Origin of the sequence: Streptomyces sp. NPDC051218, from assembly GCF_044455475.1 — a bacterium.
Taxonomy (GTDB): Bacteria; Actinomycetota; Actinomycetes; order Streptomycetales; family Streptomycetaceae; genus Streptomyces.
The window spans coordinates 655,719-682,544 of sequence record NZ_JBITEU010000002.1 but is presented as its reverse complement, the minus strand read 5'-3'; the positions used below and the strand labels follow the sequence as shown (position 1 = coordinate 682,544).

The following is a 26,826-nucleotide window of genomic DNA, read 5'->3' as shown; positions in this document are numbered from 1 at the left end:
TTTATGGCAAAAGAGCTTATTCTGGTCGCATGCGCAGCAAAGAGCACATACAGCCCCCGCAGGCCGGCGCTGATGTCTGCCCCGCCTGCCACGAACCCGTGACCGCGGAGCTCACGCGGCACAAGACGATGGGAATCTACGTTCCGCAGTGGAAGCCGGGTTCCTGCCACAACCCGAGCTGTTCGAAGTGCCAGGAAGCGGAGAAGACCACGCCGCGCCATACCGCGAACCCATAACGGAGCTGTCTCGCACGCCCTCGGTCAGAACCTCTCGGTTTCGAACGTGCGCAGCAGATCGGCGGCGACGCTCACCGCGATCGTCGCGGGCTCCTTGCCCGTGATGTCCGCGAGGCCGATCGGGGTCTTGATCCGGTCGATGGTTGCCTCGTCGTGCCCGCCCTCGGTCGCGAGGCGCTTGCGGAACCGCACCCACTTGGCCGCCGATCCGATCAGCCCGACGGAGCCGAGATGGGTGGTGCGCAGGGCGGCGTCGCACAGCGCGGCGTCCTCGGCGTGATCGTGGGTCATGATCAGGACGTGCGTGCCGGGCGGCAGCTCCGCGAGCACCTCCTCGGGCAGCAGCGGCGTGTGATGCACGTGCACTTGCCCCGCCGCGTCCGCAAGCACGCCGAGCCGCCGCTCGGAGAGCAGGTCGGAGCGGCTGTCGACCAGATGGAGGTCGAGATCCTGGCGTGCCAGGATGCGCGCCAGTTCGAGCCCGACGTGGCCGACGCCGAAGATCGCCACCGCCCGCACCACCGCCAGGGGTTCGAGCAGGACCGACACCGTGCCGCCGCAGCACTGCACGCCGTGCTGATTGGTCACCTTGTCGTTCAGGGCGAAATCGATCAGCTCCGGCTCCTGCTTGGACGCAACGATCATTTCCCGGGCCCGGTCGATCGCCACGGCCTCGACGTTGCCGCCGCCGATCGAACCCCATGCCTCGGTCTGCCCCACGACGAGTTTCGCTCCGGCGTCGCGCGGGGCATGACCGCGCACGGTCGCGACCGTCACCAGCACGCCGGGCTCCCGGCGTGCTCGCAACCGCGCGACCGCGGCGACCCACGTCATGTCAGGCACCGTTCAACGCTGACGCCGACGCGTCGGTTCGGACCTTGCCGGTCTCGGTCCGGCCGATGCCGGTGTGGCCGTTCGTGGCGGGTCCGCCCTGGGCGGACCCGTTCCGGGAGGCGTCGGCCCGGCGGGCCGCCTCGATCGCCCAGAAGACCGCCTCGGGCGTCGCGGGCGACGCCAACTCGACGCTGACCCCGCTGGGCCCGAACGCGGCGGCTGCCTGCCGCAGGGCTTCCCGTACGGAGAACGCCAGCATCAGCGGAGGTTCGCCGACCGCCTTTGATCCGTATACGGCGCCTTCCTCGGTGGCGTTCTCCAAGAGCGTGACGTTGAACTCCTCGGGCATCTCCGAGAAGCTCGGCAGCTTGTAGGTGCTCGCGGCCTGCGTGAGGAGACGACCGCGGTTCGGCCCGTCACCGGCGTCCCAGCGCATGTCCTCCAGCGTCAGCCAGCCCGCGCCCTGCACGAAACCGCCCTCGACCTGACCGATGTCGATCATCGGCGACAGGCTGTCGCCGACGTCGTGCACGATGTCCACGCGCCGAATGCGGTACGCACCCGTGAAACCGTCCACCTCCACCTCGGCCGCGGCGGCGCCGTGGGAGAAGTACTTGAACGGCGAGCCCCTGAACGTCTTCGCGTCCCAGTGCAGCCCCTCGGTCCGGTAGAAACCGGCCGCCGACAGCTGAACCCGCTGGAAGTACGCGGTGCGCACCAAGTCGTCCCAGGCCAGCTCCTTGTCGCTGCCCAGCGTGCGCGCCGTGCCCTCGACGATGCGCACGTCCGATGCGTTCGAACCCAGCTGGGTGGCGGCCACCTGCGACAGCCGTTCGCGCAGCTGCTCGCAGGCGTTCTTCACCGCAGCGCCGTTGAGATCCGCCCCGGCACTCGCGGCGGTGGCCGAGGTGTTGGGGACCTTGTCGGTGCGCGTGGGAGCCAGCCGCACCTTGTGCAGCGGGATACCGAGCGTGGTCGCGGCCACCTGCAGCATCTTGGTGTGCAGACCCTGGCCCATCTCGGTGCCACCGTGGTTGATCAGGACCGAGCCGTCCTTGTAGATCAGGACCAGTGCGCCGCCCTGGTTGAAGGCGGTGAGGTTGAACGAGATCCCGAACTTGATACCGGTGACCGCGAGGGCCCGCTTGGTGTGCGGGTGCGCGGCGTTGAACGCGGCGATCTCGCGCTTGCGGTCGACGAGCCCAGCGTTCTCCTTGACCTGGTCCCAGACGGCCGCGATGCGCTTGTGCTGGACGACCTGCTGGCCGTACGGCGTCGCCTGGCCCTCTTGGTAGAAGTTGCGCTCCCGCAACTCCATGGGGTCCAGGCCCAGCAGGGGCGCGCACCGGCCCATGATGTCCTCGATCACCAGCATGCCCTGCGGACCTCCGAAGCCGCGGAAAGCGGTGTTGGAGACCTTGTTGGTCTTGGCGATGCGACCGGCGATGCGGGCGTTGGGAATCCAGTAGGTGTTGTCGATGTGGCACAGCGCTCGCGCCACCACCGGCTCGGAGAGGTCCAGGCTCCAGCCGCCGTCCGCCGTCAGGGTGGCGGCCAGGGCCCGGATGCGGCCGTCGGCGTCGAACCCGATCTTCCAACTGGCGTGGAAACCATGGCGCTTGCCGGACATGGTCAGGTCCTGCGTCCGGTTGAGCCGCAGCCGGACCGGCCGACCCGTGAGCTTGGCGCCGAGCGCGGCGACGGCCGCGAACCCGTGCGGCTGCATCTCCTTGCCGCCGAAACCGCCGCCCATGCGCAGACACTGCACCGTCACCTCATGACTGTGCAGGCCCAGCACGTGCGCGACGATCTCCTGTGTCTCCGAGGGGTGCTGGGTGCTGCTCTGGACGAACACCTGCTCCGCCTCGTCGAGATGGGCCAGCGCCGCGTGCGTCTCCAGGTAGAAGTGCTCTTGGTCGGAGAACTGGAACTCGCCGCTGAACACGTGCGCGGAGTCGGCGAAGCCCGCGTCGACATCGCCGGTCAGCATCACGGGCCGAGCACCGTGAAAACTCTCGGCCGCGATCGCGTCCTGCAGTGTGACCAGGGAAGGCTGTTCGTCGACATCCACCTCGACGGCCTCCGCGCCGAGCCTGGCCGCCTCCAAGGTCTCGCCTAGCACCCACGCGACAGCGTGGCCGTAGAACATGACCTCGTCGGGGAACAGCGGTTCGTCGTGCTTCATGCCCGCGTCGTTCACGCCGGGTACGTCGGCTCCGGTCAGCACGCGCACCACGCCGGGCACGGCGAGCGCGGGCTCGGTGCGCAGCGCGGTGATCCTGCCGCAGGCCTTCATGACCTGGACCGGGTACGCGTGCAGCACGCCCTTGGTGCGCTGGACCAGGTCGTCCGTGTAGAGGGCGGCGCCGGTGACGTGCTGGAAGGCACTCTCGTGCGGCATCGAGACGCCGACGACGGGCTTTTCGGGGCGTTGGGACAGTTGGCTCATGAGGAAACCGCCTCGGTCGTCTGCGCGTACAGCTTCAGGAGGCTCTGGCCGAGCATCGCGGAACGGTAGAGAGAGCTGGCACGGTGATCGCTCATCGGTGTGCCCTCACCCCGCAGCACACGGGCCGCGGCCTCGACGGTCTCCGTCGTCCACGGCTTGCCCTCCAGGGCCGCCTCGGTGGCGTGGGAGCGGATCGGGGTGGCGGCCACGCCGCCCAGGCCGATCCGTGCCTTGCGGACGATTCCGTCCTCGATGTCGAGGGCGAAAGCGGCCGCCACGCTTGAGATGTCGTCGAAACGCCGCTTGGCGATCTTGTGGAAGCCCACGACCGGCGACAGCGGCAGCGGGACGCGCACCGCGCGGATGAGTTCGCCGGGACGGCGCACGCTCTGCCGGTAGCCGGTGAAGTAGTCGGCCAGGGGGACCTCGCGCTCGCCGTCCGCGTCGGCGAGGATCACCGATGCCTCCAGCGCGAGCAGGGCCGGCGGGCTGTCACCGATCGGGGAGCCGGTGCCGAGGTTGCCGCCCAGGGTCGCGCCGTTGCGAATGAGCCGGGACGCGAACTGCGGGAACAGCTGAGCCAGCAGCGGGACTTCGCCGTTCAGACGGCGTTCGATCTCGGTGAGCGTCAGGGCCGCCCCGATCTCGATGTGGTCGGATTCGACCCGCAGTTCCCGCAGTTCGGGCAGCCGGTCGATGGCGACGACGCAATTCTCCCGCCGGGAGCGGATGTTCACCTCCACACCCCAGTCGGTGCTTCCGGCGACCACCACCGCCTCGGGCCGCTCGCGCAGCAGTCGCAGCACTTCCGCCAGGGTGCCCGGTCGCAGGAACGACCTGTCGCCCTGGGTGTATCGGGTGGCGACCGGCGCGGGCGGCGACTGCTCGCGCCGCTGAGCCAGCAGGTCCTCCTCGGTGGGCGTACCGACGGCGAACGCGGCGTCGCGGATCGGGCGATAGCCGGTGCAGCGGCACAGGTTTCCGCTCAACGCGTGCAGATCGAAGCCGTTCGGGCCGTGCTCGGCGTCCGCGGTGCCGCCGGCCTCGGCGCCGTCGGCTTCGGCGCCGTCGGCTGAGTCGGTGTGCGCGCAACGGTCGGACCGGTAGTACTCGGCGGCCATGCTGCAGATGAACCCCGGTGTGCAGTACCCGCATTGGGAGCCGCCGCGGACCGCCATCTCCTCTTGCACCGGGTGCAGCGTGGGAGGCGTTCCGGGCTCCCCGGGGGTGGCGAGGCCTTCGGAGGTGATGATCTCCTGGCCGTCGAGGGCAGCCGCCGGGACCAGGCAGGCGTTGACCGCCACCCAGTCGGTGGGCTTGTTCACCCCGGGGCGGGCCACCAGAACCGAACAGGCACCGCACTCACCCTCGGCGCAGCCCTCCTTGGTGCCGGTGAGGCCACGCTCGCGCAGAAAGTCCAGCGCGGTGGTGTGGGGTGCAGCCGGTGAGATCGGTGCTTCTTTCCCGTTGACTGTGATCCGCGCCGCTACCATGCCAGGCCTTCTTTTCGGTGCGTGATGGGTCGATACATCATGTTCGCCAATTTCAGGCAGCTTTCTGTGTTCAAAGGCGCCAGTGGAAGAAGCGGGCGCAAAACGGCACGCAAGAGTTACGTGCCAGGGAGCGGTGAGGTGCGAGGGGAACCCGGGGATGGGCCACGAGCGTGCGGGCATACGAGTGCCACGGACACAGGCACATCAGAACGACGGGCTCGGCGGCCGTTCGAAACGGCGGCTCAGCGGCCGATCGGAGCCGACGATCAGAGCCGGTCAGAACGGCGGATTCAGCAGCCGTGCGCGATCCGGCCCGGAACCCAGACGGTGCGCTGGGCGAGGCGACCGAGGTCAGAGCTGGTGTTCATCTGCTGGTCGCCCCCTTTCACCGGTGACAGGTCGACAGCCACCGCAAACTAATGGGCTGGAGCCATCGAGGTCAAGAGGTCGCCCTCCCGTGAGGAGCCGCACCGCGGCCCGTATGGCCGAGTCAGGGCAAGCCGCGGTTGTGCGCGCCCGGCGGACGGCGGATTCTGTAGGTGATGAACGGGGCTGATGTGGCGCCATGACGGCATGGAACGCGGAGCAAGGTGCTGACTTTCGTGGACCCCTCGACGTCACCAGGGCGGCCACGGCGGTCGTCGATGCCCAGGACACGGTCATCGGCTGGAGCCCCGCGGCGCAGCGGCTCCTCGGTCACCGGCCGCAGGACATCGTCGGGCGGCCCCTGAGCACGTTCCTCTCCCCCGGCCCGGTGCCCCCTGCTCTGCCTCTTCCCCCCGAGTTCCGGGGCAACGAGATCCGTGTCGCCCGGCACCGGGACGGGCATGAGCTGATCGTCGCCATCGCGGTGTGTGCCCTGCCGGGCGACGGGCCGGCGGCGCGCGTCCTCGTCGCGACGGAGCTGAAGGACCTCCAGCTGTGGGAATCCCGGCTGGCCCTGCTGCACGGCCTTGCCACGCAGTCACCCGTAGGACTGGGAATCTACGACGACGACCTGCGCCTGACCTGGTGCAATACGGCGTTCGAACGAGAGATCGGACAGCCGTTCGCGGAGTTCCAGGGACGGAGGGCGGATGAGCTGTACTCCGAGGGGAAATTCGTGACCAAGGGGCACCCGCCCACCCTCGAAGCGGTCATGCGCCATGTACTGGACACCGGTGAACCCTTCCTGGACCTGCACTTCCAGGGCAAGCCGCCCAGCGACCCGGAGACGGTCCACCTGTGGTCCTGCGCCTATTACCGGCTCCAGGACGCCGACGGGCGGGTCATCGGCGTCTGCGAGGACGCGTTCGACATCTCCGACCGCTACAAGGCCCAGCGGCGTCTGGCCCTGCTCGTCGAGGCGGGCCGGGGCATCGGCACCGCCCTCGACGTGCGGGTCACCGCAGAGAAGATCACCGAAGTGGCGGTGCCGGAGTTCGCCCACACGGTGACGGTCGATCTCGCCCAGGCGGTGCTTGAGGGCGAGGTGCCGGCCACCAGCGGCGCGGCGGCGACGTCACTGGTGCGGGTCGCCCGCTGCTCGGACGGGGAGACCGGCCATGAGAAGCCGGGGCGGCGGCCCCCTCCGCCCGACCCAGTCGTGAACGAGCACGTGGATTACCCGCCAGGCTCGCCGCAGCATCGCAGCCTCTCCTCGGGCGGGCTCGTGCTCGACGGCTCGGACCTGGTGGTGCCGCTGCGGGCCGGGAACAACACCCTGGGGCTCGTCACCTTCACGCGCGACGGCATCGGTTCGGCCACCTTCGACAACGGCGAAGTGGCACTGGCCGACGAGCTGGTCGCCCGTACGGCCGTGTCCATCGACAACGCCCGCCGGTTCACCCGCGAGCGCACCGCCTCGCTGGCCCTGCAGCGCCAGTTGCTCCCGCAGCACGTGCCGGAGCAGTCGGCGGTCGAGCTCGCGCACCGCTACCTGCCCACGGACGACGTGACAGGGGTCGGCGGTGACTGGTTCGACGTCATCCCGCTCTCCGGCACCCGGGTCGGGCTCGTGGTCGGGGACGTGGTCGGCCACGGGCTGCAGGCAGCCGCCACCATGGGCCGGCTGCGCACGACCGTGCGCGCGTTCGCCCAGATGGACATGGACCCCGTCGAGTTGCTCTCGCGCCTCGACGATCTGGTGGCGCAGTCGGCGGAGGAGCAGCGCAGCGAGCTCGGAACGCCCGACGGGACCTACGCCGATGTGACCACCGGGGCGACCTGCCTCTACGCCGTCTACGACCCGGTGTCGCGGCGCTGCGTGATGGCCAGGGCCGGGCACCTGCCACCGGCCGTCGTCGCCGCGGACGGCCGGCCGACCTTCCCCGACCTGCCGGCCGGCCCGCCGCTGGGCCTCGGCGGCCTGCCGTTCGAGTCGATGGAGATCGAGCTGCCGGTGGGCAGCCTGCTGGCTCTGTTCACCGACGGCCTGGTCGAGGCGCGCGACCGCGACATCGATCACGGACTCGACACCCTGGCGCGGGTGCTCAGCGACCGGCACGCCTCCCTTGAGGAGCTGTGCGACCGGGCGGTGGCGGAACTCCTGCCGAGCGGCTCGACGGCCGACGACACCGCCCTGCTGCTCGTGCGCACCCGGGAACTCGACACGTCGCAGGTCACCGAGTGGGAGTTGCCCCCGGAACCGGTCGCCGTAGGACGCGCCCGTGACCTGGCGACCCAGCAGCTTCACCAGTGGGGGCTTGAGGAACTGACGTTCGCGACCGAACTCGTGGTCAGCGAGCTGGTGACCAACGCGGTCAGATATGCCGAAGGGCCGGTGCAGGTGCGCCTCATCCGCGACCGCACCCTTCTGTGCGAGGTCGCGGACAGGGGCCACACCTCACCGCACCTGCGCCACAGCGGCGACGAGGACGAGGGCGGGCGCGGCCTGTTCATCGTCGCCCAACTCGTCCAGAGGTGGGGAACGCGCTACACGCGCTCCGGCAAGACCATCTGGACCGAACAGGCCTTCCCGGCCTCCGGCTGAGACGGCGCCCGGCCCTCTAGGGCTCAGCCCTTGCGGAGGGACTCAGCCGTTGAAGCGGTCCGGGTCGGGGCCGGTCCGCTCGTCGCGGTTCAGCGCCGAGATCTCCCCGAGGTCGCCCTCGGTGAGCTCGAAGTCGAAGAGGTCGAAGTTCTCCTCGATGCGCTTCTGGGTCCCCGACTTGGGAAAGACGATGTCGCCGCGCTGGATGTGCCAGCGCAGGGTCACCTGGGCCGGCGACTTGCCCACCCGCTGCGCGATGCGGTTGAGGGTGGGGTCGTCGAGCACCTTGCCCTGCGCGATGGGCGACCAGGCCTCGGTGGCGATGTCGTGCTCGGCGCCGAAGGCCCTGACGTCGTCCTGGGTGAGGTAGGGGTGCACCTCGATCTGGTTGACCGCGGGCACCACGTCACTGTCCTGCAGCAGGCGACGCAGGTGGTGGGGCTGGAAGTTGGAGACACCGATGGCCTTGGACCGTCCCGAGCGGTAGATCTCCTCCAGGGCCTTCCAGGTCTCCACGAAGTCGCCCTTGCCGGGCAGCGGCCAGTGGATGAGGAAGAGGTCCAGGTAGTCGAGGCCCAGGTCGTCCATGGTGCGGTCGAACGCCTTGAGTGCGTCGTCGTGCGCGTGCGCGTCGTTGTTGAGCTTGCTGGTCACGAAGATGTCGGCGCGGTCGATGCCGGAGTCCCTGACCGCCTGGCCGACCTCCTTCTCGTTGCCGTACATCTCGGCCGTGTCGATGTGCCGGTAGCCGGCCTCCAGCGCGGCCAGCGTCGTCTCGCGGGTCTCCTCCGGCTCGATCTGGAAGGTGCCGAAGCCGAGCTGGGGGATGCGCACTGCGTTGTTGAGGGTGATGTCGGGTACTGCGGTCACGATGGGCTCCTTGGCGTTGCTCATTGGTGGTGGTCAGGGTGCTTTCAGCCGGCGATTCCGTGCAGCTTCGCGTCGGGCGGCAGGATGCGGACGAGCTTGCGGTTCACGAACTCGCGCATGCCGAGCTCCGACAGCTCACGCCCGTAGCCCGAGCGCTTGATGCCGCCGAACGGCAGGTCGGGCTGGGTCGATGTCGGGTGGTTCACCCAGACCATGCCGGTCTCCACGCGCTCGGCCACCCGGCGGCCACGCTCCACGTCCGCGCAGAACACGGAACCGCCGAGGCCGTACTGGCTGTCGTTGGCGAGGGCGATCGCCTCGTCCTCGTCGGCCACGCGGTAGACGACCGCGGCGGGCCCGAAGAGCTCCTCGGCGTAGGCGCGCATCCCCGGCTTGACGCCGGTGATGATCGTCGGCTCGACGAAGGCGCCGGGACGGTCGATGCGGTGCCCACCGGTGACCAGTTCGGCTCCCTGGTCGACCGTCTCGCGGATCTGGTCGGCCAGGTCCGTGGCCGCCTGCTCGGAGGAGAGCGGGCCCAGGGTGGTCGCCTCGTCCGCGGGGTCGCCCGGACGCAGCGCCTCGAACTTGCGACGCAGCCCGTCCACGAAGTCGTCGTACACGTCGTCGAGGACGATGAACCGTTTCGAGGCCACGCAGCTCTGGCCGGTGTTCGCCATCCGGCCCGCCACCGCGGCACCGATGGTGCGGTCGAGGCTCTCGCCGTCGAGGACGATGAAGACGTCGCTGCCGCCGAGCTCCAGCAGGCTGGGCTTCATGTTCCGCCCGGCCCGTTCGGCGACCTTGGACCCCGCCCCCTCGCTGCCGGTCAGGGAGGCTCCGCGGACCACCGGGCTGTCGATGATGCGCGAGATCTCCTCGTGGCCCACGAAGAGGTTCGTGTAGACGCCTTCGGGGGCCTGGGCGTCGCGGAAGAGTGTCTCCAGGGCGAGAGCGGACTGGGGGCAGATGCCCGCGTGCTTGACCAGCACGGTGTTGCCGAGCACCAGGTTCGGCCCGGCGAAACGGACCACCTGGTAGAGCGGGAAGTTCCACGGCATGACGCCCAGAAGCACGCCGAGGGGTTCGCTGACGAGGTACGCCTCGCCCTCTCCCTCGAAGTCCAGCGGCTCGGCCGCGGCGAAGTCCGGGCCGCGGTGCGCGTAGTACTCCAGGATCGACGCGGCGAGGTCCACCTCTCCGCGCGCCTCCGCGATGAGCTTGCCCATCTCCAGGGTGATGAGCTGGGCGAGCTCTTCCTTGCGTTCCTTCATCAGACCGGCCGCGCGTCCGACGACGGCCGCCCGCTCCGCGATCGGACGCTTCCGCCATGCGTCGAACGCGTCGCCCGCCGTTTCGAGCGCCGCATCGACCTCTTCGCCCTCGATGACCGGGAACTCCACGAGGGTCTCCCCCGTGTACGGACTCACGGTCGCGAACGAACTCTTGCGCTGATCCGACATGAACTCTCCAGAACGACGACTGGGACAGTGAGGCAAAGGGCGGAACGTCACGTTCCGACTCCATCCCGGGGTACCCGTCATCGCAGGGGGCAAACAGTTCATATGCCAAAAAGGGTGCGTATGCGCTCTGTGCCGGACGGATGCGCGGCGGACGTCACCCCCGGTCGCCTGCCCGCGCCGCGGGACCCACATGGATGCTCAGCCCTCCGAACCGGTGGGACGGCCAGTCGCGCGCGTACCCCGGCGGCGCGTCCTGCACCCTGGCGAGGGTGGCCGTCGGCGTCCGCCGCGCGGTCCGCAGGAGCTCATCCCGGGTGATGCTGGCGTTGTGCCCCTGGGTCTGGGCGGATGAGCACCCGGCGTAGAAGGCGATCGGCAGCGCCTCATGTCCGTTCAGCACGCAGGGCGGCCGTACCCCGAGCCGGTGGAGCTCGGCCGCTGTGCGGGCCCATGCCTGGCGGCCCGCGGTGGAGCGGGCCACGGCGTCCTCGAGGATCGCGTACTGCACGGCCAGGTGACCGGCGAAGACCAGCGCGGCCAAGGTCACCGCCACCGGCCGCCACGTGCGGCGCGTGGCGGTGACCAGATGGACGAGGGCGTCGGCGACCGGGATGGCAAGCAGCGCGTAGAACGGCAGCAGGAAGCGCGGCGCGGCATAACCGATCATGAACAGGTACGGGATGCTCGCCGTGGTGGCGCAGGCCAGCGGCAGGAGCGTACGCGCGGCACGCCCGCCCCGGACCGCGACGGCGAGACCCAGCGCGGCGAGCAGCGGCAGTGCGAACCACCACGCGATCAGCTCGGGAGCCGGGACCGAGGAGTCGCACGGGCGGCACAGGGTCTGGCCGCCCAGGCTGCGCAGCTGATCCAGGACGGCGATGTTCCAGCCGAGGCCGCCCTGGATCCGGGAGGCATCGGCCAGCCGCTCACTCAGGCCGCCGAAGCTGATGTACGCCTCGGCCACCCAGCCGAGCGCCCCGGTCCCGAGTCCGGCGACGAGCGCCGCCAGGAGCCGCGGTCGCCGCCACCGGCGGACGCACACCAGCAGCACGAGGAGCGGAAGGACCACCCAGACGGCGTCGGTGGGCCGCATCCACGCCAGCAGCGCCGCGCTGGCGCCCGCGCCCCACAGCGCGGCCCGGTCCCGGCGGTCGGCCTGGGCACGCAGGAAGCATCCGACGCCGGCCAGGGCGCCGATCGCGACCCAGTAGTTGGGCATGACCTCCGGGCCGTAGAACACGGTCACCCAGAGCGTCGCGAAGAGGACGCCGGCGAGGACCACCACCCGTTGGGGGAAGAGCCCCCGCCAGACGCGCAGCGCCAGGAAGAGGCCGAGGCCGGACAGCAGCGCCAAATAGATCCGCAGGAGTGAGGTGGACGACGACCACGAGGCGATCGGCGCGACCAGGAGGGAGATCCCCCGGGATCGTGGTGCACTGAAGAACGCCGCCGGGGCGTGGCCGCTGACCTGGCTGACGTACACCGCCTCGTCCCATCCGAGCCCCATTCCGGGCCGTACGAATGCCAGTTGGGCCAGCGTGAAGGCCACTGCCACGGCAGCCGGCCACCCCCGGCCGGCGACGCGTCGCGGCGTACGGACGACCGGCGTCGGGCCGCGGCTCTCCACTCCGACGAGCGGGGCACTCAAGGTCTTGACCATCGTCTGCCTTCCCCCCTACACGCGGCAGGGCTCCCTCTTCCGGCCTACCGGGCGTAGGGCAAAAGGTATTAGTCGGAAAAACGTGCACAAACTAACCCGACTCATCAGGGAGCGCAGCGCGAAGGTGCGGGGCATTGGGCCGACATCGGAGACAGGTCGCGCGGAACGGCACACCGAAGGGTGCCTGCCTCTCCCGGTACGTCCACGACATGCGCCGCCCGGCACCCCTGCTCCCGATGTGGTTTGTGCGCGTCACATCCGGGGAGGCGCACCGGAGTTCACACGGGAGGTGCACGTTGTTCCCCAACGCGGGACAGAACAGCCAGTGGGTCCGCACGCGCACAGAGGCAGACGCGAAGGCCTTCATCGAGGAGAAGCACGCCGATCAGGAACGCTCCCTCCAAACGGGGACCGGCACGCTGATCCTTACGGGTGTGGTCGTCCTGCTCGTGGCCGCAGGAGCCCTGTACAGCTGGCTCAGCTGACGACCCGTCTGCTGCGTGCGCGGCACGCGCCACGAACCTGGTCCGGGCTCGCCCGCAGAGCACAGCGGTCAAACGGAAGCCCCCGCCTCGGCGCCGAGCGCCGAGGCGGGGGCACAAACACCCGGGAGCCTCAGGGGCGCCCGCTGAACCTCCACGTCCCGTGCGGCGCCCGGTACACCGCGTAGCCCGGTTCCATGCGCACGAACTCAGTGCCCTGGGGCGCCTCGGCCGCCTTGCGTGCCGCGGCGGGGACATGGACCTCGGCCGTCGCGCCCACCGGCACCCGCACCGTCAGGCGCACGGTCTCGTCGACGAGCGACCAGGACACCTCCGCCGGTCCCCGCACGGTGTGGAACTCCGTACGCGCCCAGCTGACGCCCGTGCGCGCGTCGGGCCGCACGGTGAAGGTCCGGTATCCCTCGTCACCGGGCCGCAGCCCCGCCACGTTCTCGTACAGCCACTGCACCACGGTGCCCTGGAAGTAGTGGTCGCGCGAGCGCGAGTCGAGCGGCCACATCTCCCACATGGTGTCCGCGCCGTTGTCGAACCAGTGGCCCCAACTCGGGTACGTCCGCTGGGTGGCGATGGCGTGGGCCACGTCCGAGTGGCCCTGCGCGCTCAGGCAGCGGAGCAGCACACTGGTCCCGAGGCAGCCGGTGTTGAGGTGGTTGCCCCGCTTCTTGATGTCTTCCAGGAGCGAAGCCGTGACGCTCGCCCGCGCGCCGGGCGGGACCAGGCCGAAGGCCAGCGGGACGCAGTTGTTGGTCTGCCGGTATTCGGGGTCCTTGGCCGTGCGGTAGTGCCCCTCGGGGGCGAGGAACGTCGCGTTGAGGCTCTTCTTCAGCTTTTCGGCGGTGGCGAGAAAGCGCCGCCGGACATCGTTGTCACCCGCTACGCGTGCCATCTCGGCGGTGTCGGTGAGCGCCCGGTACAGGTAGGCGGTCGCGGTGAGCCGGGTGTCCTCGGGCGGGTTGCCCCCGTAACCGGGCGAGAGGTAGTCGCCGAGCGCCGTGACCGCGAGGCCATCCTTCAGGCGGTCGGTCTCCCAGTCCAAGTACCGTGCCAGGGTGGGCAGATGGGTCTCGATGACTCGCTCGTCGCCATAGACCCGGTACATCTCGCGCACCAGGAACGGGTAGACCGTGGTCCACTCCGGGGACGGTCCGAGGTCCCCGTACCCCCAGCCTCCGCTCGGCACGATGACCGGCAGCTGGCCGTCCTTGTTCTGGCTGTCCCGCAGGTCGCCGAGCCACTTGCCCAGGAAACGGTGCATGCCGAGGGCGTACATCATGACGGGCGCGCCGACCTGCGCGTCGCCCGTCCAGCCGTTCTTCTCGTACATCGGCGTGTCCGTGGGGATGCCGTGCAGGTTGTTCTGGATCGTGCGCCGCATGGCCTGTTCGAGCCGCTCGTAGAAGGGCTCGGAGCACCTGAACGTGCCCGTGTCGTCGACGGGCGTGTGCACCAGACGGCCGAGCACATCATCCGGGTCGGGCTTGCCCGGCAGCCCACTGATCTGGACATAGCGGAAGCCCTTGTACGAGAAGCGGGGTTCCCACGCCTCGTCGGCTCCGCCACCCGCGCAGATGTACTCGTCGGTCTGGAAGCGGCCGGGCACATGGCCCGTCTCGGCGTGCACGCTCCCGTCGTCCTTGAGCTTCTCGCCGTGCGCGAGCCGCACGAGGGTGCCCGCGTCGGCCCGCACGCGCAGCCGCGTCCAGCCCGCCATGGTGCGCCCCATGTCGACGATCCAGTCGTCGCCGTGCGCCTTCACCGCCACGGGACGCACGGTGTCGATGATTTCGATCGCGTCGTGCGGCTGCGCGCGCAGCTCTCCCTTCGGCGGATCACGGCGTACGGGCTTCTTCCAGCCGCCGTCGTCGAAACCCGGGCCGGTCCAGTCCGCGGGGTGCTCGCGAGCGTCGTAGGTCTCCCCCGCGTAGAGGGAGTTGGTCCGGGTCGGGCCCTCCGTGATCCGCCAGGAGCCGTCCGTGGCGACGGTGGTGCGGGAACCGTCCGAGTGGTCGACCTCGAGTTGGCCGAGGAGTTGGGGCTCCCCGTGCCACGGCGGCTTGTGCCAGTTCCATACGTTGGGCGTCGTCATGCCGAAGAAGCCGCGACCGAGCGTGACCCCGATGGCATTGGAACCCCGGCGGAGGTCGTCCGTCACGTCGTGCACGGCGTAGAGCACCGTCTCCTCGTAGTCCGTGAAGCCCGGGTCGAGCACCTGCCGGCCCACCCGGCGGCCGTTGATGTGGGCCTCGTAGTAGGCGAGGCCGCTGATGTAGAGGCGGGCGCGCGCCACGGGTTTGCGGAGGGTGAACTCGCGGCGCAGCAGTGGCGCGGGCTGCTCGGGCGCCGGAACCTGTGCGTCGCTGCCCCAGGGGCCCTCACCGAACGGCGCGAGCACCTCTGCCTCGGGCCAGCCGCTGTCGTCGAAGTCGCGGCCCTGCCAGCCCTCTTGCTCCGACTCCGCGCATCGCCACCCTTCTCCGGACGCCAACTCGTGGGCTCCGCCGCCGGATTCCACCAGCAGACGGACGAGCAGACCACCGGGGTTGACCGAGGCGCTGCCCCGGTTCGTCGCGCGGGCGGCGACCACTACGCGCCGGCCCGCGCCCCGTACGCGCTCGGTCACGTCGGCGAGACGTGCGGTCCGCCAGCCGTCGGTCTGCTCGGCGGCGTGCAGGACCTCCTCGCCGTCCACGTAGAGGGTGAAGTCGTCGTCGGCGGTGGCCACGACCTGGGCGGCGGACACATCGGTTCCCTCGGGCAGTTCGAGCTCGCCGCGGAACCACCGCGCTCCCGCCGGGGCGTCCTCCACGGTGGCGCCCGGCGACCAGATCCATGACGCCCCCTCGAAGCCCGGCGGTTTCGGCGCGGCGTCCGCGCCGATCCAGTGCCCACGCCAGGCGTCCTTCGCCAGAGCGGTCTCCCACCAGCGTGAGGTGCTCCAGGCGGAGGGCCGGCCGTCGGCGTCCCAGACCCGCACCTGCCAGTGATAGCGGGTGCGGGGCTTCAAGGCCGGTCCGCCGTAGGGGACTTGGATGCTGCGCGAGGAGGTGACCCGCCCGGAGTCCCAGACCTTCTTGGCGCCCTTCTCGCCCGCGCCGGCCGGCGGGCCCAGCGAGACCCTGATCTGGTACGCGCTCTGCCGGGCGCCATGGCCCGGCCCCGACAGTTCCCAGCTCAGCCTCGGCTCGGCGAGGTCGGTGCCGAGGAGGGAGGTCGCGTACTCGACCGTGGTGCGCTCGACTCTCAGCGTCGCTTCCCCCTCCCCCTGGCCCCCGTGCTCGTCAGCGGCGACCACTTCCCCGCTCTGGCTCAGCCCGATGACGCCCACTCCGGCGCCCACCGCTGACGTCCTCAGGAAGGCCCGCCGGTTCCAGGCACTGCCACGCGCAGTCTCACGCTCTTCGCTCATCGCACGCCCCTTGGATCATGAATCCCATGATGAATCCGAGTGTCCACAACAGAAATGAAACGTTTCATTCATGACCCGGCAAGCCTAGGTCGAGCACTGCGGGCAACTCAAGAGGTGTGCACGGGCCGCCGGTCGACGCTGACGGCCCGTCACATCCAGGTTTGGTCGGACTGCTTCAGCGGCACAGGGCCGCGTCCACGACTTCGTCCACGCGCTTCCTGCCTGCCGCGTCGCCGAGTTGCATGGTCACAGCGACATGGGCGGCGCGGCCGTCGTCCGTGGCTCCGCCCCGGGTCTCGTACCCCGGGAAGCTGCCACCGTGACCCCAGTACAGGCCGCCTCCCGCACACGCGAGCGGCTTGCTCACGATCCCCAGGCCGTAGCGGGCGCCGGGACCGAAGGTGTCATCGGCGGGGCGGGTGGAGCGGCGCATCTCGGCGAGCTGGGCCGGTGCGAGGAGGCGGCCGCGGTCGGACAGAAGCTCGGAGTAGAACCGGTTGAGGTCGGAGTTGGTGGAGATCAACGCACCTGCCGCCCAGCCCCAGGAAGGGTCGATCTCCGTGACGTCCTGCAACGGCGCGTCGGCCGAAGGCCGGTGGTAGCCGTGCGGGTGGGGCCCTCGGATGGTGGCGTCGCCCGGGGCGGGGAAGTAGGTGTCGCGCAGCCCGATGCGTTTGATGACGCGTCGGTCCATCTCCTCCGCGAGGGAACGTTCGGTGACCTTCTCCACGATCAGGCCCGCCAGGACGTAATTCGTGTTGCTGTACGCCCACTTCTTCCCGGGGGCGAACTCGGCCTTGTGGCGGAGCGCGATGTCGACGAGTTCCCGAGGCGCGTAGTAACGGACGTCGTCCTCCAGGTAGTTGCTGTAGTTGGGGAGCCCGCTGGTCTGCTGCAGGAGGTGACGGACGGTGATGCGGTGTCCGTCGATCCCCTCCCCGCGGACGAGGCCCGGCAGATAGGTGTCGACCGGGGCGTCGAGGTCGATCTTTCCCTCGCCGACCAGTTGCAGCACGACCACCGCGGTGAACGTCTTGGTGTTGCTGCCGATCCGGACCCGACCGTCCCTGGGCACCTTCGAGCCGGTGGTCAGATCGCCGACTCCCGCGGTGTAGGTGCGGGTACGGCCATCGCGGTCCCGGGCACTGGCCAGCGCGGCGGGCAGGCCGTCGCCACGCACCAGCGAGTTCACGCCCTGTTGGACGGCGTCCGGCCTGGCGGCTGCGGACGCAGCGGAGGCCGCGGGCGGCGCGATGGCACCCAGCGTCATGACGCCGACGACCATCGCGGCGACGACCATCGCGGCGGCGGCCGGGACGGTTCCGCGCAGGCCGAAGCACTGCTGCCGGGAAGAACGGGACCTCTGCCAAACCTGCTCACGCACGAGCCAACTCCTACGGAATCTCGGAAACCAGCGGCATATGCCGGTCCCAGCATTTCCGAAGGCGACCGCCCGGGACGATCCCGCTGGCCGCCGGGCTCCTGGTAGGGCTACCCCCAGGGACGCCTGCCGGGTGACGGCCAGGGGCGGGGAATCCCGGCAGCCCGCTCAGCCCGTGATCGAGTCCAGCTGCTCGGCTGCGGGACGCAGCGCCCACAGGTCACCGCCGGGCGGTGTCTCAAGATCGGGGACTGCCTTGCGTGCCGCCGCGTTCCCGGCGTCGGCCGCCGCGTGCACGACATCGCTCGCGGCGAACCGGTGGAACTCCAGCTCGGGGTGGGGCCACCGCGCCGCCCCGGTAGCAGCGGGCAGAAGATAGTCGACGGCCTTGAACAGGCTCTGCCCGTCAGGGCCTTGATGCGACCAGAGGTCCACGCCGACGTGCCGGCCGATGGCGGCGAGCCGGGTGTAGGCGACCAGGTCGAAGGTCGAGTAGTGCCAGCTGCGCGTCCGGGCGAGTTCCTGCGGCTGGCTGCCGTCACCCGCGATCTGGGGGTCGATGCGGCGGGCACGGGCATCGAGGACGGTGCGGCGGGCCAGCGCCGTGTCGCCGGTGGCGTAGGCGAGGGCGGCGACCTGCATGTCGTAGAACGTGCCGTGATTGTTCTGCGCGGCGCTCTCCTGCTTGCCGAATTCGCTGTGGACGAGCCAGCCGAGGAAATCCTTGTTCCACTTCGCCATCGCCGAGCGGTCGCTCTTGGACCAACCGGGTGCGCCGGTGCCGAGAATCGCGACCGCGTCCACGACGCTCGTGTACGACTGCGAGAAGTCGATGATGCCGATGGCCCGGCCGTCGTACTTGCAGGGGATGAACTGGGCGTGATCCAGGTTCGGGTTCATCTTCGTCGCCGGATCGAGGAACCAGGTGCGCAGAACGGAGGCCGCCTTCTCGGCATAGCGCTGCTTTCCCGTGTAGTACCAGGCCAGCGTGAGGTCGTACGTCGAGTCGAAGACCTTCTCCACGTCCTGGCGGTCCGTTCCGGTGTCGACCTCGGGGTTGCGCTGCCCGTCGCGCTGCTCGTACGGGCAGCCCCACGGGTTGTCGTCGGTCGGGGGCTGCGTGGGCCACCAATAGGGCGCCTGGCTCAGGTAGTCGTGCACGTCACCGCCGGGCGCGGGCTTCGGCTTGTCGACGACCGTCCAGGGCCCTTGCCCGAGCCAGGCGTCGGCGCGGGTCGTCAAGTCCTTGACCGCTCGCCTCAGTTGGGGGTCACCGCGGTCCAGCCGGAGCTTGGTCTGCTGGAGCCGCTGGCCGTCGAGCACGGCGGTTCGCGGGGCGGGCTCGCGGGCGGAGGCGTTCGCGACCGGCATCAGGACGGAGGCGAGGGCCGCCGCCGCGGTGAACAAGGCGCCGAACCGTACCCGGGATCTTGCGCGCATCACACACTCCAGTTCCACTCAACGGGCAAGCCTTGAGAGCGAGTTGAGGCATCGAGTTCAGAACTATGAACATCGTTCGCGATGTGGACTGGAGGTGAGAGTAGAACCCGCAGGGATGACAGGCAACGGCTGCGGCATGGCGGCTTACACCTCTTCTCTTTCCTCTCTGCTCCCTCCTTTCTTTTTCCGATCTAGGACAGCATCTGGCCTATAGGGGTCATAGCGTGGTCATCGACCGGCGGGACAGGAAAACTTCGGAAGGCGGAGCCCATGACTTCGAACGAGCTGACCACGACCCCCGACCAGGCAGAAACCCCGGCCGTCACCGGCGAGCGCGCCGAATGGCTGGACGCACTGGCCAAGCACCGGCACTTCCTGCGCTTCACCGCACGCGACCTCACCGACGAGCAGGCGGGGCAGCGGACCACCGCAAGCGAGCTGTGCATCGGCGGTCTGATCAAGCACGTGACGGAGGTCGAGAAGGCCTGGGTTGACTTCATCCTGGACGGCCCGTCGACGATGGGGGACTTCACGTCCATGACCGAGGACGACTGGGCCGACCGGAACGACGGGTTTCGGCTACTGCCGGGCGAGACTCTGGCCGGCGTACTGGACGACTACGAGAAGGTGGCGCTCCGCACCGACCAACTGGTCTCCACACTGCCCGACTTGGACGTCACGTGGCCGTTGCCGAAGGCTCCGTGGTTCGAGGCCGACGCACAGTGGTCGGCCCGGCGGGTGCTGATGCACATCGTCACGGAGACCGCCCAGCACTCCGGCCACGCCGACATCATCCGTGAGTCCTTGGACGGCGCGCAGAGCATGGCCTGAGGCGGACTGGCAGGCGGCCTGGGAGCCCGGGAGCCCAGAAAGAATCTGACTACATTTTCAGTAGTGCCGGATCCATCACTCCTGCAGCAGCGCCAGCTCGGCGTCGATGGCCCCGCGCATCAGGTCACGCGCGTGGTCGATGCGCAGTCCGCCGCTGAGCCAGCGCATGCTGAGTCCTTCGAGGAGTGCGGTGAGCCGCTCTCCCGCCGCGGCCAGGGCGGGCGGCGGCGCCGTCGGCCGCACCTGGCCGATGAGGGCCGCCACCTCCTGCACCCATACGAGGGTGGCCCTGGCGAGGTCCTCCCGCAGCACCTCGTCGAAGATGGCGCTCGCCCGCAGCTCGCCCCAGGCGGTGCTGTTCTCCCTGACCACCTGGCGGTCCTGCAGTTCCAGGAGCAGGGTCTCCTCCAGCTCCGCCCGCGGTGTCAGCGGCTCGGCGTCCGCGGCGCGGTCGGTGGTGTAGCGCTCGGCGCGGTCGTTGATGAACTCGAGCGTGTGGCGCAGGATTCCGGTGCGGTCCTTGAAGTGGTAGTAGATCAACCCGGTCGAGACACCCGCCTCTGCGGCGAGCTCTTCGACACGCAGGCCGCGTACGCCGCGACGGGCGATGAGCCGCGCGGCGGCTTCGAGGATCTGGAGTGTGCGGGACGACGCCATGATTCCGAACCCTATCGGCCCTCCCCCGGCTCGGTGATCTCGGGGAGCCGACTTCTTTGACTGAATTTTCAGTTCATGTCACAGTCGAGGCATCGAGCGGCCCCCGCGATGATCGGAGCTCACCCGTGTCCCCCCTCCTCCCGCCTCTTCCGTCTCGCCCGTCTCTCCTCTCTTCGTTGCCCTCCCGCCGCACCGCTCTGCGCGCGGTTGCCGGAATCGGTACCGCTGTCCTCGGGGCCTCGGCCTGCGGGCCCGGCGCCGAGGCGGCGAAGGCCGCGGACGACACGGAGACCGAGGGGCTGCGCATGGGTGCCGAGTGGGAGAGCCACGCGCGCACCTTCATGTCGTGGCCGGCTCTGGAGTCGGTGTGGGGCAAGGACCTGCCTTACGTACGCGAGGACATCGCGCGCGTCGCCCGGACCATCGCGGAGTACGAGTACGTCGTGATGCTGGCCGGGCCCGACCAGCGGAAGGCCGCCCAGCGGGCCTGCGGGCGCGACGTCGAGGTCATCCCCCTGGTGGTCGACGACCTGTGGGCCCGCGACACCGTGCCGGTGTTCGTGGAGCGGGACGGCGAGGTCGTCGGTGTCGACTTCAACTTCAACGGGTGGGGCGACAAGCAGGAGCACACGAACGACGCCCGCGTGGGCCGCACCCTCCTGTCGAAGTACGGGATCCCGCGCGAGAAGGCTCCCCTGATCTCCGAGGGCGGCTCCTTCGAGACCGACGGCGAAGGAACCCTCCTCATCACGGAGAGCTCGATCGTCAACGACAACCGCAACCCCGGAAAGAGCCGCGGCCAGGTCGAGGCCGAACTCAAGCGGACGCTGGGCATCAAGAAGGTGATCTGGCTGGCCGGCGTGCGCGGCGAGGACATCACCGACGCACACGTGGACAGCCTCGTACGCTTCACCGCGCCCGGCGTGGTGCTTCTCGACCGGGCCGCCCCCGGCACGCCCGCCGACTCCTGGTCGCGCGCGGCCGACCAGGCGAAGGCCGTGCTCAGCAAGGCGAAGGACGCCAAGGGCCGGTCCTTCGAGATCATCGATCTGCCGCAGCCCGACCTGGACAGGATCACCGGGGAGGGCGACGACTTCGTGTCGACGTACACCAATTTCTACGTCGCCAACGGCTCCGTCCTCATGCCCAGGTTCGGGGACCGGAAGGCCGACGACCGCGCCCGGAGCATTCTGCGGGAGCACTTCCCCGAGCGCGACGTCGTACCGGTCCGGATCGACACCATCGCCTCCGGTGGCGGCGGCATCCACTGCTCCACGCACGATCAGCCCGGCAGCCCGGTCGACTGACTCCGCGGGTCAGTTGCCGCCCGCGCCGATCTCGGCTCCGACCGCCGCCAGGGCGGTGGTCACGGGCTGGAAGAAGGTCTCGCCGCCCGCGGTGCAGTCACCGCTGCCGCCCGACGTGAGGCCGATCGCGCTGCCGTCGGCGGTGAACAACGAGCCGCCGCTGTCTCCCGGTTCGGCACAGACGTCGGTCTGGATGAGACCGCTGACGGTCCCTTCGGGGTAGTTCACCGTGGCGTTGAGACCGGTGACCGTCCCCGACTGGAGGCCGGTGGTGCTGCCCATGCGGGACACCTCCTGCCCGACCGCGGCCTCGGCGGCCTGCACGATCTCCGTGGTCTGGCCGTCGCCCGTGTTGACCGTGCTCGGGGCCTCCGTCGCCGGATCGTCGTACGTGACCAGGGCGAAGTCGCCGTCCCCCGGGAACGTGGCGGCCTGGACGGTGCCGATGGCCGCGCCGTCCTGCGCGTCCGACCAGCTTTCGGTGGCGACGCCGCAGTGTCCCGCGGTGAGGAAGCCGGGGCTGCCGTCCTCGGTCGTCACGTTGAAGCCGAGCGAGCAGCGTGCGCCGCCACCGAAGATGGCGTCACCGCCCGCGGCGAAGGGCTTGAACTCTCCCGCGGACTTCTGGATGCGGGCCATTCCCGAGCCGAGTGAATCGACGGTCGACTCGAGCTTGTCCCAGCGTTCGCCGGTGACGGTGCGGTCGGCCGTGACCACGATCTGGTTGGTCCTCGGGTCGGTGGCCCACGCGGTCCCGGCCATGGTGGCCCGACTCGCCAACGCCTTGGTGGCGGAGCCCAGTTCACCGGTGCTGTTGTCGACGCTGCGCGCCACCGCCCCGGCCTTTCTCACCTGTTCGTCCACCGCGTTGTCGCTGCCCACGACATTGACGACGAGCTGCTGCTTCTCCTCGTCGTAGTACGCCCCCGCATAGGCATCGCCGAGCTGCGCGGCCAGCGGCTCGACCCGCTGTGACGCCGATGCCGCGCTGATCCTCCCGGCAGCGGCCCCTGAGGCGGTCTCCGACCCGGACTGCGAGGCGTTGGCCTGCTGCAGCAGGACGGCCGTCGCGACCATGCCCAGGGCCGCGGACCCCGCCAGAACGGCCTTTCGCTTGGGTATTCGCTTGTGCCTCAACTCGTCGCCTCCTGTGGGGGATACCGAATGTGCCGACCGGCCGAAGCCGGTGACATGTCCGGTCCTAGATACGGGGGCGACGAGAGTTGTGTTCAGTGGTTGCCGCGATCAGTCGGGCGACAACGATCAGTGACTCAGGGCTTGTTGGTGTGCGGCGACGGCGTTGCGGTCGTGCCGGCCGCCTGCAGTCTCTGCGCCAGCGCGCGGCAGCGGTCCCCGAGCTCCGGAGGTTCGAGCACCTCGAAGTCGTGCCCCAGCAGGACCACACGCATGAGGACGGCGTCCAGGTGCTCGGCGCCGCTGAGCACCTCGCAGAGCTCGCTCCCCCGCGGTCGAACGACCGCCGCCGACGCCGGAATCTGCGCGCGCACGGTGTCGGCCGGCGCGTGAACGAGGAAGCGCGCCTGATGTGGGTAGACCCGGCTCGCCACCCCCTCCTGTACGTACGGGGCGGCGTCGGGGGCCTCGCGCGGACGGAAGCGGAAGGTCCGGGCGGACACGTCGGTCATCCGGTCGACGCGGAAACTGCGCCAGTCCTCGCGATCGAGGTCGTACGCGAGGAGGTACCAGCGCCGGTCGGACGCGACCAGGCGGTAGGGCTCGACCCGCCGCCGTCGCACTGCGCCCTTGGAGGGGTAGTCGAAGCCGGCCTCGACCTCGTCGCGGCACGCTCTGGCCAGCGTCATCAGCGCCTCGGGATCGACGGGCGTGCGGCCCCCGCCGAAGAACTCCACCGAGCCGGAGAGCGCACGCACCTCGTGCCGCAGCCGCGCGGGCAGCACCTGGTCGAGCTTGGACAGCGCCTGGAGGGCGGCGTCACCCGCACCGGCGACCGCGCCTCCCGCACCGGCGAGCAGCGACACCGCGGTGGCGATCGCCTCCTGGTCGTCGAGGAGCAGCGGCGGCAGGTCCCGCCCCGGGCCGAGCCGGTAACCACCGCCGACGCCCTGTCCCGCGTGCACGGGATAGCCGAGCGTGCGCAGCCGCTCGACGTCACGCCGTACGGTGCGCGACGTGACCCGGAGCCGGTCGGCCAGCTCGGGGCCGGTCCACACCTGGCGTTGCTGCAGCAGCCCCAGCAGGGTGAGTACCCGCTCCGTCGTGCCCAGTTCGTCGTCGCGTGCCCCGTCCATGCCGCTCAGCCTGCCAGAGACAGCGGACCGATCCTGTCCGCCAGGGGTGTCACGGTGGCTTCGGGAACGCAGCCGGGCGTGCGTCCGCGCGGCGCCTCGGAGACGCTGGCTGCGTGCGCCGACCGGCGAGAAGCACCCCGCCTCACCCACCTGAAGCGCGCCACGAACGGAGCAATCCCATGAGCCGCCACATCCAGATCACCTTCGACGCCCATGACCCGCGGGCTCTGTCGTCCTTCTGGCGCGATGTGCTGGGTTACGTCCACCCCGGTCCGCCCGGGGTCGACCTGCCCGAGGGCGCCGACGCGCTCGCCGCGTGGGACGACTTCCTCGCGCAGATCGGCGTACCGGAGGATCAGCGCAACTCCAAGTCGGCCATCGAGGACCCGGCGGGGGACGGGCCACGGGTGTTCTTCCAGCAGGTCCCGGAGGACAAGGTCGCCAAGAACCGCGTCCACCTCGACGTCCGTGCGGCTCCCGGGCTCGAGGGCGCGCAGCGCATGGCGGCCCTTGAGGCCGAGTGCGAGCGCCTCGTCGCGTTGGGGGCGAAGCGGGTGCGCCGCGACGAGCCCGCTCCCCCGGTGAGCGCCGGCTTCATCGTGATGACCGACCCCGAGGGCAACGAGTTCTGCCTGGACTGACTCCACCCCGTTGTGACCGTGCGTGACGGCTGAACGGGCAGGGTCTCCATGTCCCGCTTACGTTGAACGCAGAGGCCGACACCGTGTGTGAGAACGGTGGGCGCTGTACCGACAAAGGAGTGGGCATGGCTGACAAGGGCGGCATGGACAAGATGAAGGGCAAGGCCAAGGAGATGACCGGCAAGGTCACGGGCGACCGCGGCAAGCAGGCCGAGGGCAAGATGGACCAGGCGAAGGGCGAGGCCAAGAAGTCCATGGGCGAAGTCCGCGACCGCGCCCAGGAGGCGCGAGACTCCACGAAGCGCCGCGACGCCTGACCGGCTCCGCCGAAGCCGAAGCCACAACCGAAGCCCCCGCCCACTCCCGTGCGGGGGCTTCGGCCGTCCTGATCGAAGCCGGTGAGCTCGGCTCATGACTCCACGGGGGTCGAGGGCGGCTGAGGTGCGTACGGCGCGATGCCCGCCTCGCCCGCGGCCTCCCGCAGGACGTCCTTGAGCATGTCCGGCGTCAGCCGGCCCGTGAACGTGTTGCGCTGGCTGACGTGGAAGCAGCCGTACAGGGTGACGGGGCCCGGGGCGGTCCCGCCGGGAGCGACTGCCGTCTGTTCGGTCTCACGCTCCAGCGTCACCCGCGCCCCGTGAGCGAACCGCGGCCGTGGTCTGGGCACGCGCCATCCCGCGGCCGCGAACGCCGGCAGGGCGGCCTGCCAGCCGAACGCCCCCAGGATCACCGCCGACCGCAGCCGCGGTCCCAGCAGCTCCAGCTCCCGCACGAGCCACGGCCTGCACGTGTCCCGCTCACCGGGGGTCGGCTTGTTCTCGGGCGGTGCGCAGTGCACCGGTGAGGTCACCCGCAGCCCGCGCAGCGTCAGGCCGTCGTCGATGGACACCGCGTGCGGGCTCGATGCGAGACCCAGGTCGTACATCGCCCTGTACAGGACGTCTCCGGACCGGTCACCCGTGAACATACGGCCCGTCCGGTTGCCTCCGTGCGCGGCGGGGGCGAGCCCGATGACGAGCAGCGAGGCGTCCGGCGGCCCGAAACCGGGCACCGGCCGCGCCCAGTACGTCCAGTCCATGAAGGCGGCCCGTTTGACCCGGCCCACCTCCTCCCGCCACGCGACAAGGCGGGGGCACGCCGAGCATCCGGCGACCTGAGCGTCCAACTCGTCCAGCGGGTTCATTCGGCCCCGAAGAGCGCGGCGTCCGTGGAGCGGACCAGGCGTGCCTGCATGTTCCGCTCCATCATCTGCAGCGCGGCGCTCGCCAGGTCGCCGTGGATGCTCGCGCAGGCGTCCTCGGCCACCTCCACGTCCAAGTGCCGGATGTGGGCGTCGAGTGCCGAGTAGAGGATGCACTGCTCGGTCACCTGACCGCAGAGGAGCACGGAGTCGATGCCGCGCTGGCGCAGCAGGTACTCCAGAGGGGTGTCGTAGAAGATCGAGTGGCGAGCCTTCACCACGAAGAGCGAGTCGCCTTGGGGGCGGATCGGAGTGACCAGATCGGCATGCGGCCCGCTCAGGACGATGTCCAGGAGCTCGTCATGGTGAGAGCGCCACAGGCCGAAGTTGTCGTTGGCGTAGATCACCACGACGTCCTCGGCCCGCGCCCGCTCGATCAGCCTGCGGACGTTCGGCAGCACTTCCTCGACCGACTTGCGGAGGATTTCCGCATCGGGGTGGTCGTACATGTTGATCATGTCGACGACGATGAGAGCCTTCACAACCATGCCCCGAGTCCATCACGGGCCTCACCCGTCCGCACGGCCGCCCCGGCTGAGATCGAGGGCGGCGCCTATCCGACGACGACCGCTTCGACGGAGAGCTGGATCTTCAGGCGGCGACCGGTCATGCCCTTCGCCGTGGTCACGCCGAACGCGTACCGGTCGATGGTGGCCGTGCCCTCGACGGTCAGCCGCCGCCCGTTCAGTGCGACCCTCCCGATGCTGACGGCGACGGGCCGTGTGACACCCCGTACCGTCAACTCCCCTTGCAGTACTGCCGTTTCCGTCGCTGATTCCGACACCCGGCGGCTGCGGAACCCGATCTCCGGATGCTCGGCCGCGTCGAGGTAGTCGGCGGAGGTGACGTGCCGGTCGCGGCGCTCCAGACCCGAGTCGAACGAGTCCGTCCCGACCGTCACGTCCACCGAGGACTCCTCGACGGCATCGGCCACGGTGATCCGTCCCCGGCTGATGCCGAAGGAGCCCCGGACCGGAAACAGGCCGAAGACCGTGCGCGTACGGAAGCTTACCGTCGAGGCCGCCGCGTCGATCTCGTACGTGCCGCTCTCCGGCACCGTCTGATCTTTCCGAACCGCCAGAACCATGATCCCCACGCCTCCTTCTACTGCCGTCCGCCACTCATCTCAGCCTGCCCGCCGAGCTCCGTGCGCGGCAGATCCGGATGTCGCCGG

At 70.0% G+C, this 26,826-nt stretch carries 21 protein-coding genes; 6 read left to right on the top strand and 15 right to left on the bottom strand.

Annotation, left to right across the window (positions count from 1 at the left end; translation table 11 throughout):
- Positions 1–260: 260 nt before the first annotated feature.
- From xdhC to ACIBCK_RS09480, 3 genes are read right to left on the bottom strand one after another with little or no spacing between them, the layout of a single operon-like run.
- A complete protein-coding gene (xdhC, locus tag ACIBCK_RS09490; protein WP_399388902.1) occupies positions 261–1,070 on the bottom strand; it encodes a xanthine dehydrogenase accessory protein XdhC in 810 nt (269 codons plus the stop codon).
- A gap of 1 nt (position 1,071) precedes the next feature.
- Positions 1,072–3,519, bottom strand: a complete 2,448-nt coding sequence (gene xdhB / locus ACIBCK_RS09485) for a xanthine dehydrogenase molybdopterin binding subunit (protein ID WP_399388329.1) — start codon at positions 3,517–3,519, stop codon at positions 1,072–1,074.
- Positions 3,516–5,012, bottom strand: a complete 1,497-nt coding sequence (locus ACIBCK_RS09480) for a xanthine dehydrogenase small subunit (RefSeq protein ID WP_399388327.1) — start codon at positions 5,010–5,012, stop codon at positions 3,516–3,518. Before ACIBCK_RS09480 ends, xdhB begins: the two co-directional genes overlap by 4 nt.
- Positions 5,013–5,577: 565 nt before the next feature.
- On the opposite strand from ACIBCK_RS09480, the gene ACIBCK_RS09475 reads away from it, so the two are divergent.
- A complete protein-coding gene (locus ACIBCK_RS09475) occupies positions 5,578–7,983 on the top strand; it encodes a SpoIIE family protein phosphatase (RefSeq protein WP_399388325.1) in 2,406 nt (801 codons plus the stop codon).
- Positions 7,984–8,025: 42 nt separating this feature from the next.
- Here the strand turns inward: ACIBCK_RS09475 and ACIBCK_RS09470 are convergent, their stop codons facing one another.
- From ACIBCK_RS09470 to ACIBCK_RS09460, 3 genes are all read right to left on the bottom strand, one after another.
- Positions 8,026–8,853: an aldo/keto reductase gene (locus ACIBCK_RS09470; RefSeq protein WP_399388323.1), complete on the bottom strand. Its 828-nt coding sequence runs from the start codon at positions 8,851–8,853 to the stop codon at positions 8,026–8,028.
- Between the two features lie 44 nt (positions 8,854–8,897).
- Complete coding sequence (locus ACIBCK_RS09465; protein ID WP_399388322.1) at positions 8,898–10,316, bottom strand: NAD-dependent succinate-semialdehyde dehydrogenase; 1,419 nt, start codon at positions 10,314–10,316, stop codon at positions 8,898–8,900.
- A gap of 154 nt (positions 10,317–10,470) precedes the next feature.
- Positions 10,471–11,976 (bottom strand): DUF2142 domain-containing protein, encoded by a 1,506-nt coding sequence (locus ACIBCK_RS09460; protein ID WP_399388320.1) that lies wholly within the window; start codon positions 11,974–11,976, stop codon positions 10,471–10,473.
- 296 nt (positions 11,977–12,272) lie between these two features.
- Here ACIBCK_RS09460 and ACIBCK_RS09455 point away from each other — a divergent pair, with 296 nt between their 5' ends.
- Positions 12,273–12,461, top strand: coding sequence for a hypothetical protein (locus ACIBCK_RS09455; RefSeq protein ID WP_399388318.1), 189 nt, complete (start codon positions 12,273–12,275; stop codon positions 12,459–12,461).
- 130 nt (positions 12,462–12,591) lie between these two features.
- Here ACIBCK_RS09455 and ACIBCK_RS09450 read toward each other — a convergent pair whose 3' ends face one another.
- From ACIBCK_RS09450 to ACIBCK_RS09440, 3 genes are all read right to left on the bottom strand, one after another.
- Positions 12,592–15,885 carry a family 78 glycoside hydrolase catalytic domain gene (locus ACIBCK_RS09450; protein WP_399388316.1) on the bottom strand — a complete coding sequence of 1,098 codons (3,294 nt, stop codon included), beginning with the start codon at positions 15,883–15,885 and terminating at the stop codon, positions 12,592–12,594.
- A 175-nt stretch (positions 15,886–16,060) separates the two neighbouring features.
- On the bottom strand, positions 16,061–17,269 hold the full coding sequence (locus ACIBCK_RS09445) for a serine hydrolase domain-containing protein (protein ID WP_399388314.1): 1,209 nt from the start codon (positions 17,267–17,269) through the stop codon (positions 16,061–16,063).
- Between the two features lie 165 nt (positions 17,270–17,434).
- The gene (locus tag ACIBCK_RS09440; RefSeq protein ID WP_399388313.1) at positions 17,435–18,706 is read right to left on the bottom strand and encodes an alginate lyase family protein; all 1,272 of its coding nucleotides are present in this window, start codon (positions 18,704–18,706) and stop codon (positions 17,435–17,437) included.
- Between the two features lie 270 nt (positions 18,707–18,976).
- On the opposite strand from ACIBCK_RS09440, the gene ACIBCK_RS09435 reads away from it, so the two are divergent.
- Positions 18,977–19,537, top strand: coding sequence for a DinB family protein (locus ACIBCK_RS09435; RefSeq protein ID WP_399388311.1), 561 nt, complete (start codon positions 18,977–18,979; stop codon positions 19,535–19,537).
- A gap of 75 nt (positions 19,538–19,612) precedes the next feature.
- Here ACIBCK_RS09435 and ACIBCK_RS09430 read toward each other — a convergent pair whose 3' ends face one another.
- Entirely contained in the window at positions 19,613–20,194 is a 582-nt protein-coding gene (locus ACIBCK_RS09430) for a TetR/AcrR family transcriptional regulator (RefSeq protein WP_399388309.1), read from the bottom strand.
- A gap of 176 nt (positions 20,195–20,370) precedes the next feature.
- On the opposite strand from ACIBCK_RS09430, the gene ACIBCK_RS09425 reads away from it, so the two are divergent.
- Positions 20,371–21,501 (top strand): agmatine/peptidylarginine deiminase, encoded by a 1,131-nt coding sequence (locus ACIBCK_RS09425; RefSeq protein ID WP_399388307.1) that lies wholly within the window; start codon positions 20,371–20,373, stop codon positions 21,499–21,501.
- Positions 21,502–21,510: 9 nt separating this feature from the next.
- On the opposite strand, the gene ACIBCK_RS09420 is transcribed toward ACIBCK_RS09425, so the two are convergent.
- Positions 21,511–22,638, bottom strand: a complete 1,128-nt coding sequence (locus ACIBCK_RS09420) for a S1 family peptidase (protein ID WP_399388305.1) — start codon at positions 22,636–22,638, stop codon at positions 21,511–21,513.
- A gap of 134 nt (positions 22,639–22,772) precedes the next feature.
- Positions 22,773–23,771 (bottom strand): helix-turn-helix transcriptional regulator, encoded by a 999-nt coding sequence (locus ACIBCK_RS09415; RefSeq protein ID WP_399388303.1) that lies wholly within the window; start codon positions 23,769–23,771, stop codon positions 22,773–22,775.
- A 179-nt stretch (positions 23,772–23,950) separates the two neighbouring features.
- Between ACIBCK_RS09415 and ACIBCK_RS09410 the strand changes: the two genes are divergently transcribed.
- Both ACIBCK_RS09410 and ACIBCK_RS09405 read left to right on the top strand, forming a co-directional pair.
- A complete protein-coding gene (locus tag ACIBCK_RS09410) occupies positions 23,951–24,412 on the top strand; it encodes a VOC family protein (protein WP_399388301.1) in 462 nt (153 codons plus the stop codon).
- A gap of 125 nt (positions 24,413–24,537) precedes the next feature.
- Positions 24,538–24,729, top strand: a complete 192-nt coding sequence (locus ACIBCK_RS09405; RefSeq protein WP_399388300.1) for a CsbD family protein — start codon at positions 24,538–24,540, stop codon at positions 24,727–24,729.
- 92 nt (positions 24,730–24,821) lie between these two features.
- Here the strand turns inward: ACIBCK_RS09405 and ACIBCK_RS09400 are convergent, their stop codons facing one another.
- The 3 genes from ACIBCK_RS09400 to ACIBCK_RS09390 form a co-directional block, all read right to left on the bottom strand.
- A complete protein-coding gene (locus tag ACIBCK_RS09400) occupies positions 24,822–25,595 on the bottom strand; it encodes a uracil-DNA glycosylase (protein WP_399388297.1) in 774 nt (257 codons plus the stop codon).
- Positions 25,592–26,140, bottom strand: coding sequence for an isochorismatase family cysteine hydrolase (locus ACIBCK_RS09395; RefSeq protein WP_399388295.1), 549 nt, complete (start codon positions 26,138–26,140; stop codon positions 25,592–25,594). Before ACIBCK_RS09395 ends, ACIBCK_RS09400 begins: the two co-directional genes overlap by 4 nt.
- Before the next feature lie 65 nt (positions 26,141–26,205).
- Entirely contained in the window at positions 26,206–26,739 is a 534-nt protein-coding gene (locus tag ACIBCK_RS09390) for a YceI family protein (RefSeq protein WP_399388293.1), read from the bottom strand.
- Positions 26,740–26,826: the final 87 nt, after the last annotated feature.

Excerpts from the sequence above, each read along its gene's own strand:
- xdhC (WP_399388902.1), bottom strand. The coding sequence starts at position 1,070 with ATGACGTGGGTCGCCGCGGTCGCGCGGTTGCGAGCACGCCGGGAGCCC.
- xdhB (WP_399388329.1), bottom strand. The coding sequence starts at position 3,519 with ATGAGCCAACTGTCCCAACGCCCCGAAAAGCCCGTCGTCGGCGTCTCG.
- ACIBCK_RS09480 (WP_399388327.1), bottom strand. The coding sequence starts at position 5,012 with ATGGTAGCGGCGCGGATCACAGTCAACGGGAAAGAAGCACCGATCTCA.
- ACIBCK_RS09475 (WP_399388325.1), top strand. The coding sequence starts at position 5,578 with ATGACGGCATGGAACGCGGAGCAAGGTGCTGACTTTCGTGGACCCCTC.
- ACIBCK_RS09465 (WP_399388322.1), bottom strand. The coding sequence starts at position 10,316 with ATGTCGGATCAGCGCAAGAGTTCGTTCGCGACCGTGAGTCCGTACACG.
- ACIBCK_RS09460 (WP_399388320.1), bottom strand. The coding sequence starts at position 11,976 with ATGGTCAAGACCTTGAGTGCCCCGCTCGTCGGAGTGGAGAGCCGCGGC.
- ACIBCK_RS09450 (WP_399388316.1), bottom strand. The coding sequence starts at position 15,885 with ATGAGCGAAGAGCGTGAGACTGCGCGTGGCAGTGCCTGGAACCGGCGG.
- ACIBCK_RS09440 (WP_399388313.1), bottom strand. The coding sequence starts at position 18,706 with ATGCGCGCAAGATCCCGGGTACGGTTCGGCGCCTTGTTCACCGCGGCG.
- ACIBCK_RS09435 (WP_399388311.1), top strand. The coding sequence starts at position 18,977 with ATGACTTCGAACGAGCTGACCACGACCCCCGACCAGGCAGAAACCCCG.
- ACIBCK_RS09430 (WP_399388309.1), bottom strand. The coding sequence starts at position 20,194 with ATGGCGTCGTCCCGCACACTCCAGATCCTCGAAGCCGCCGCGCGGCTC.
- ACIBCK_RS09415 (WP_399388303.1), bottom strand. The coding sequence starts at position 23,771 with ATGGACGGGGCACGCGACGACGAACTGGGCACGACGGAGCGGGTACTC.
- ACIBCK_RS09410 (WP_399388301.1), top strand. The coding sequence starts at position 23,951 with ATGAGCCGCCACATCCAGATCACCTTCGACGCCCATGACCCGCGGGCT.
- ACIBCK_RS09405 (WP_399388300.1), top strand. The coding sequence starts at position 24,538 with ATGGCTGACAAGGGCGGCATGGACAAGATGAAGGGCAAGGCCAAGGAG.
- ACIBCK_RS09400 (WP_399388297.1), bottom strand. The coding sequence starts at position 25,595 with ATGAACCCGCTGGACGAGTTGGACGCTCAGGTCGCCGGATGCTCGGCG.
- ACIBCK_RS09395 (WP_399388295.1), bottom strand. The coding sequence starts at position 26,140 with ATGGTTGTGAAGGCTCTCATCGTCGTCGACATGATCAACATGTACGAC.
- ACIBCK_RS09390 (WP_399388293.1), bottom strand. The coding sequence starts at position 26,739 with ATGGTTCTGGCGGTTCGGAAAGATCAGACGGTGCCGGAGAGCGGCACG.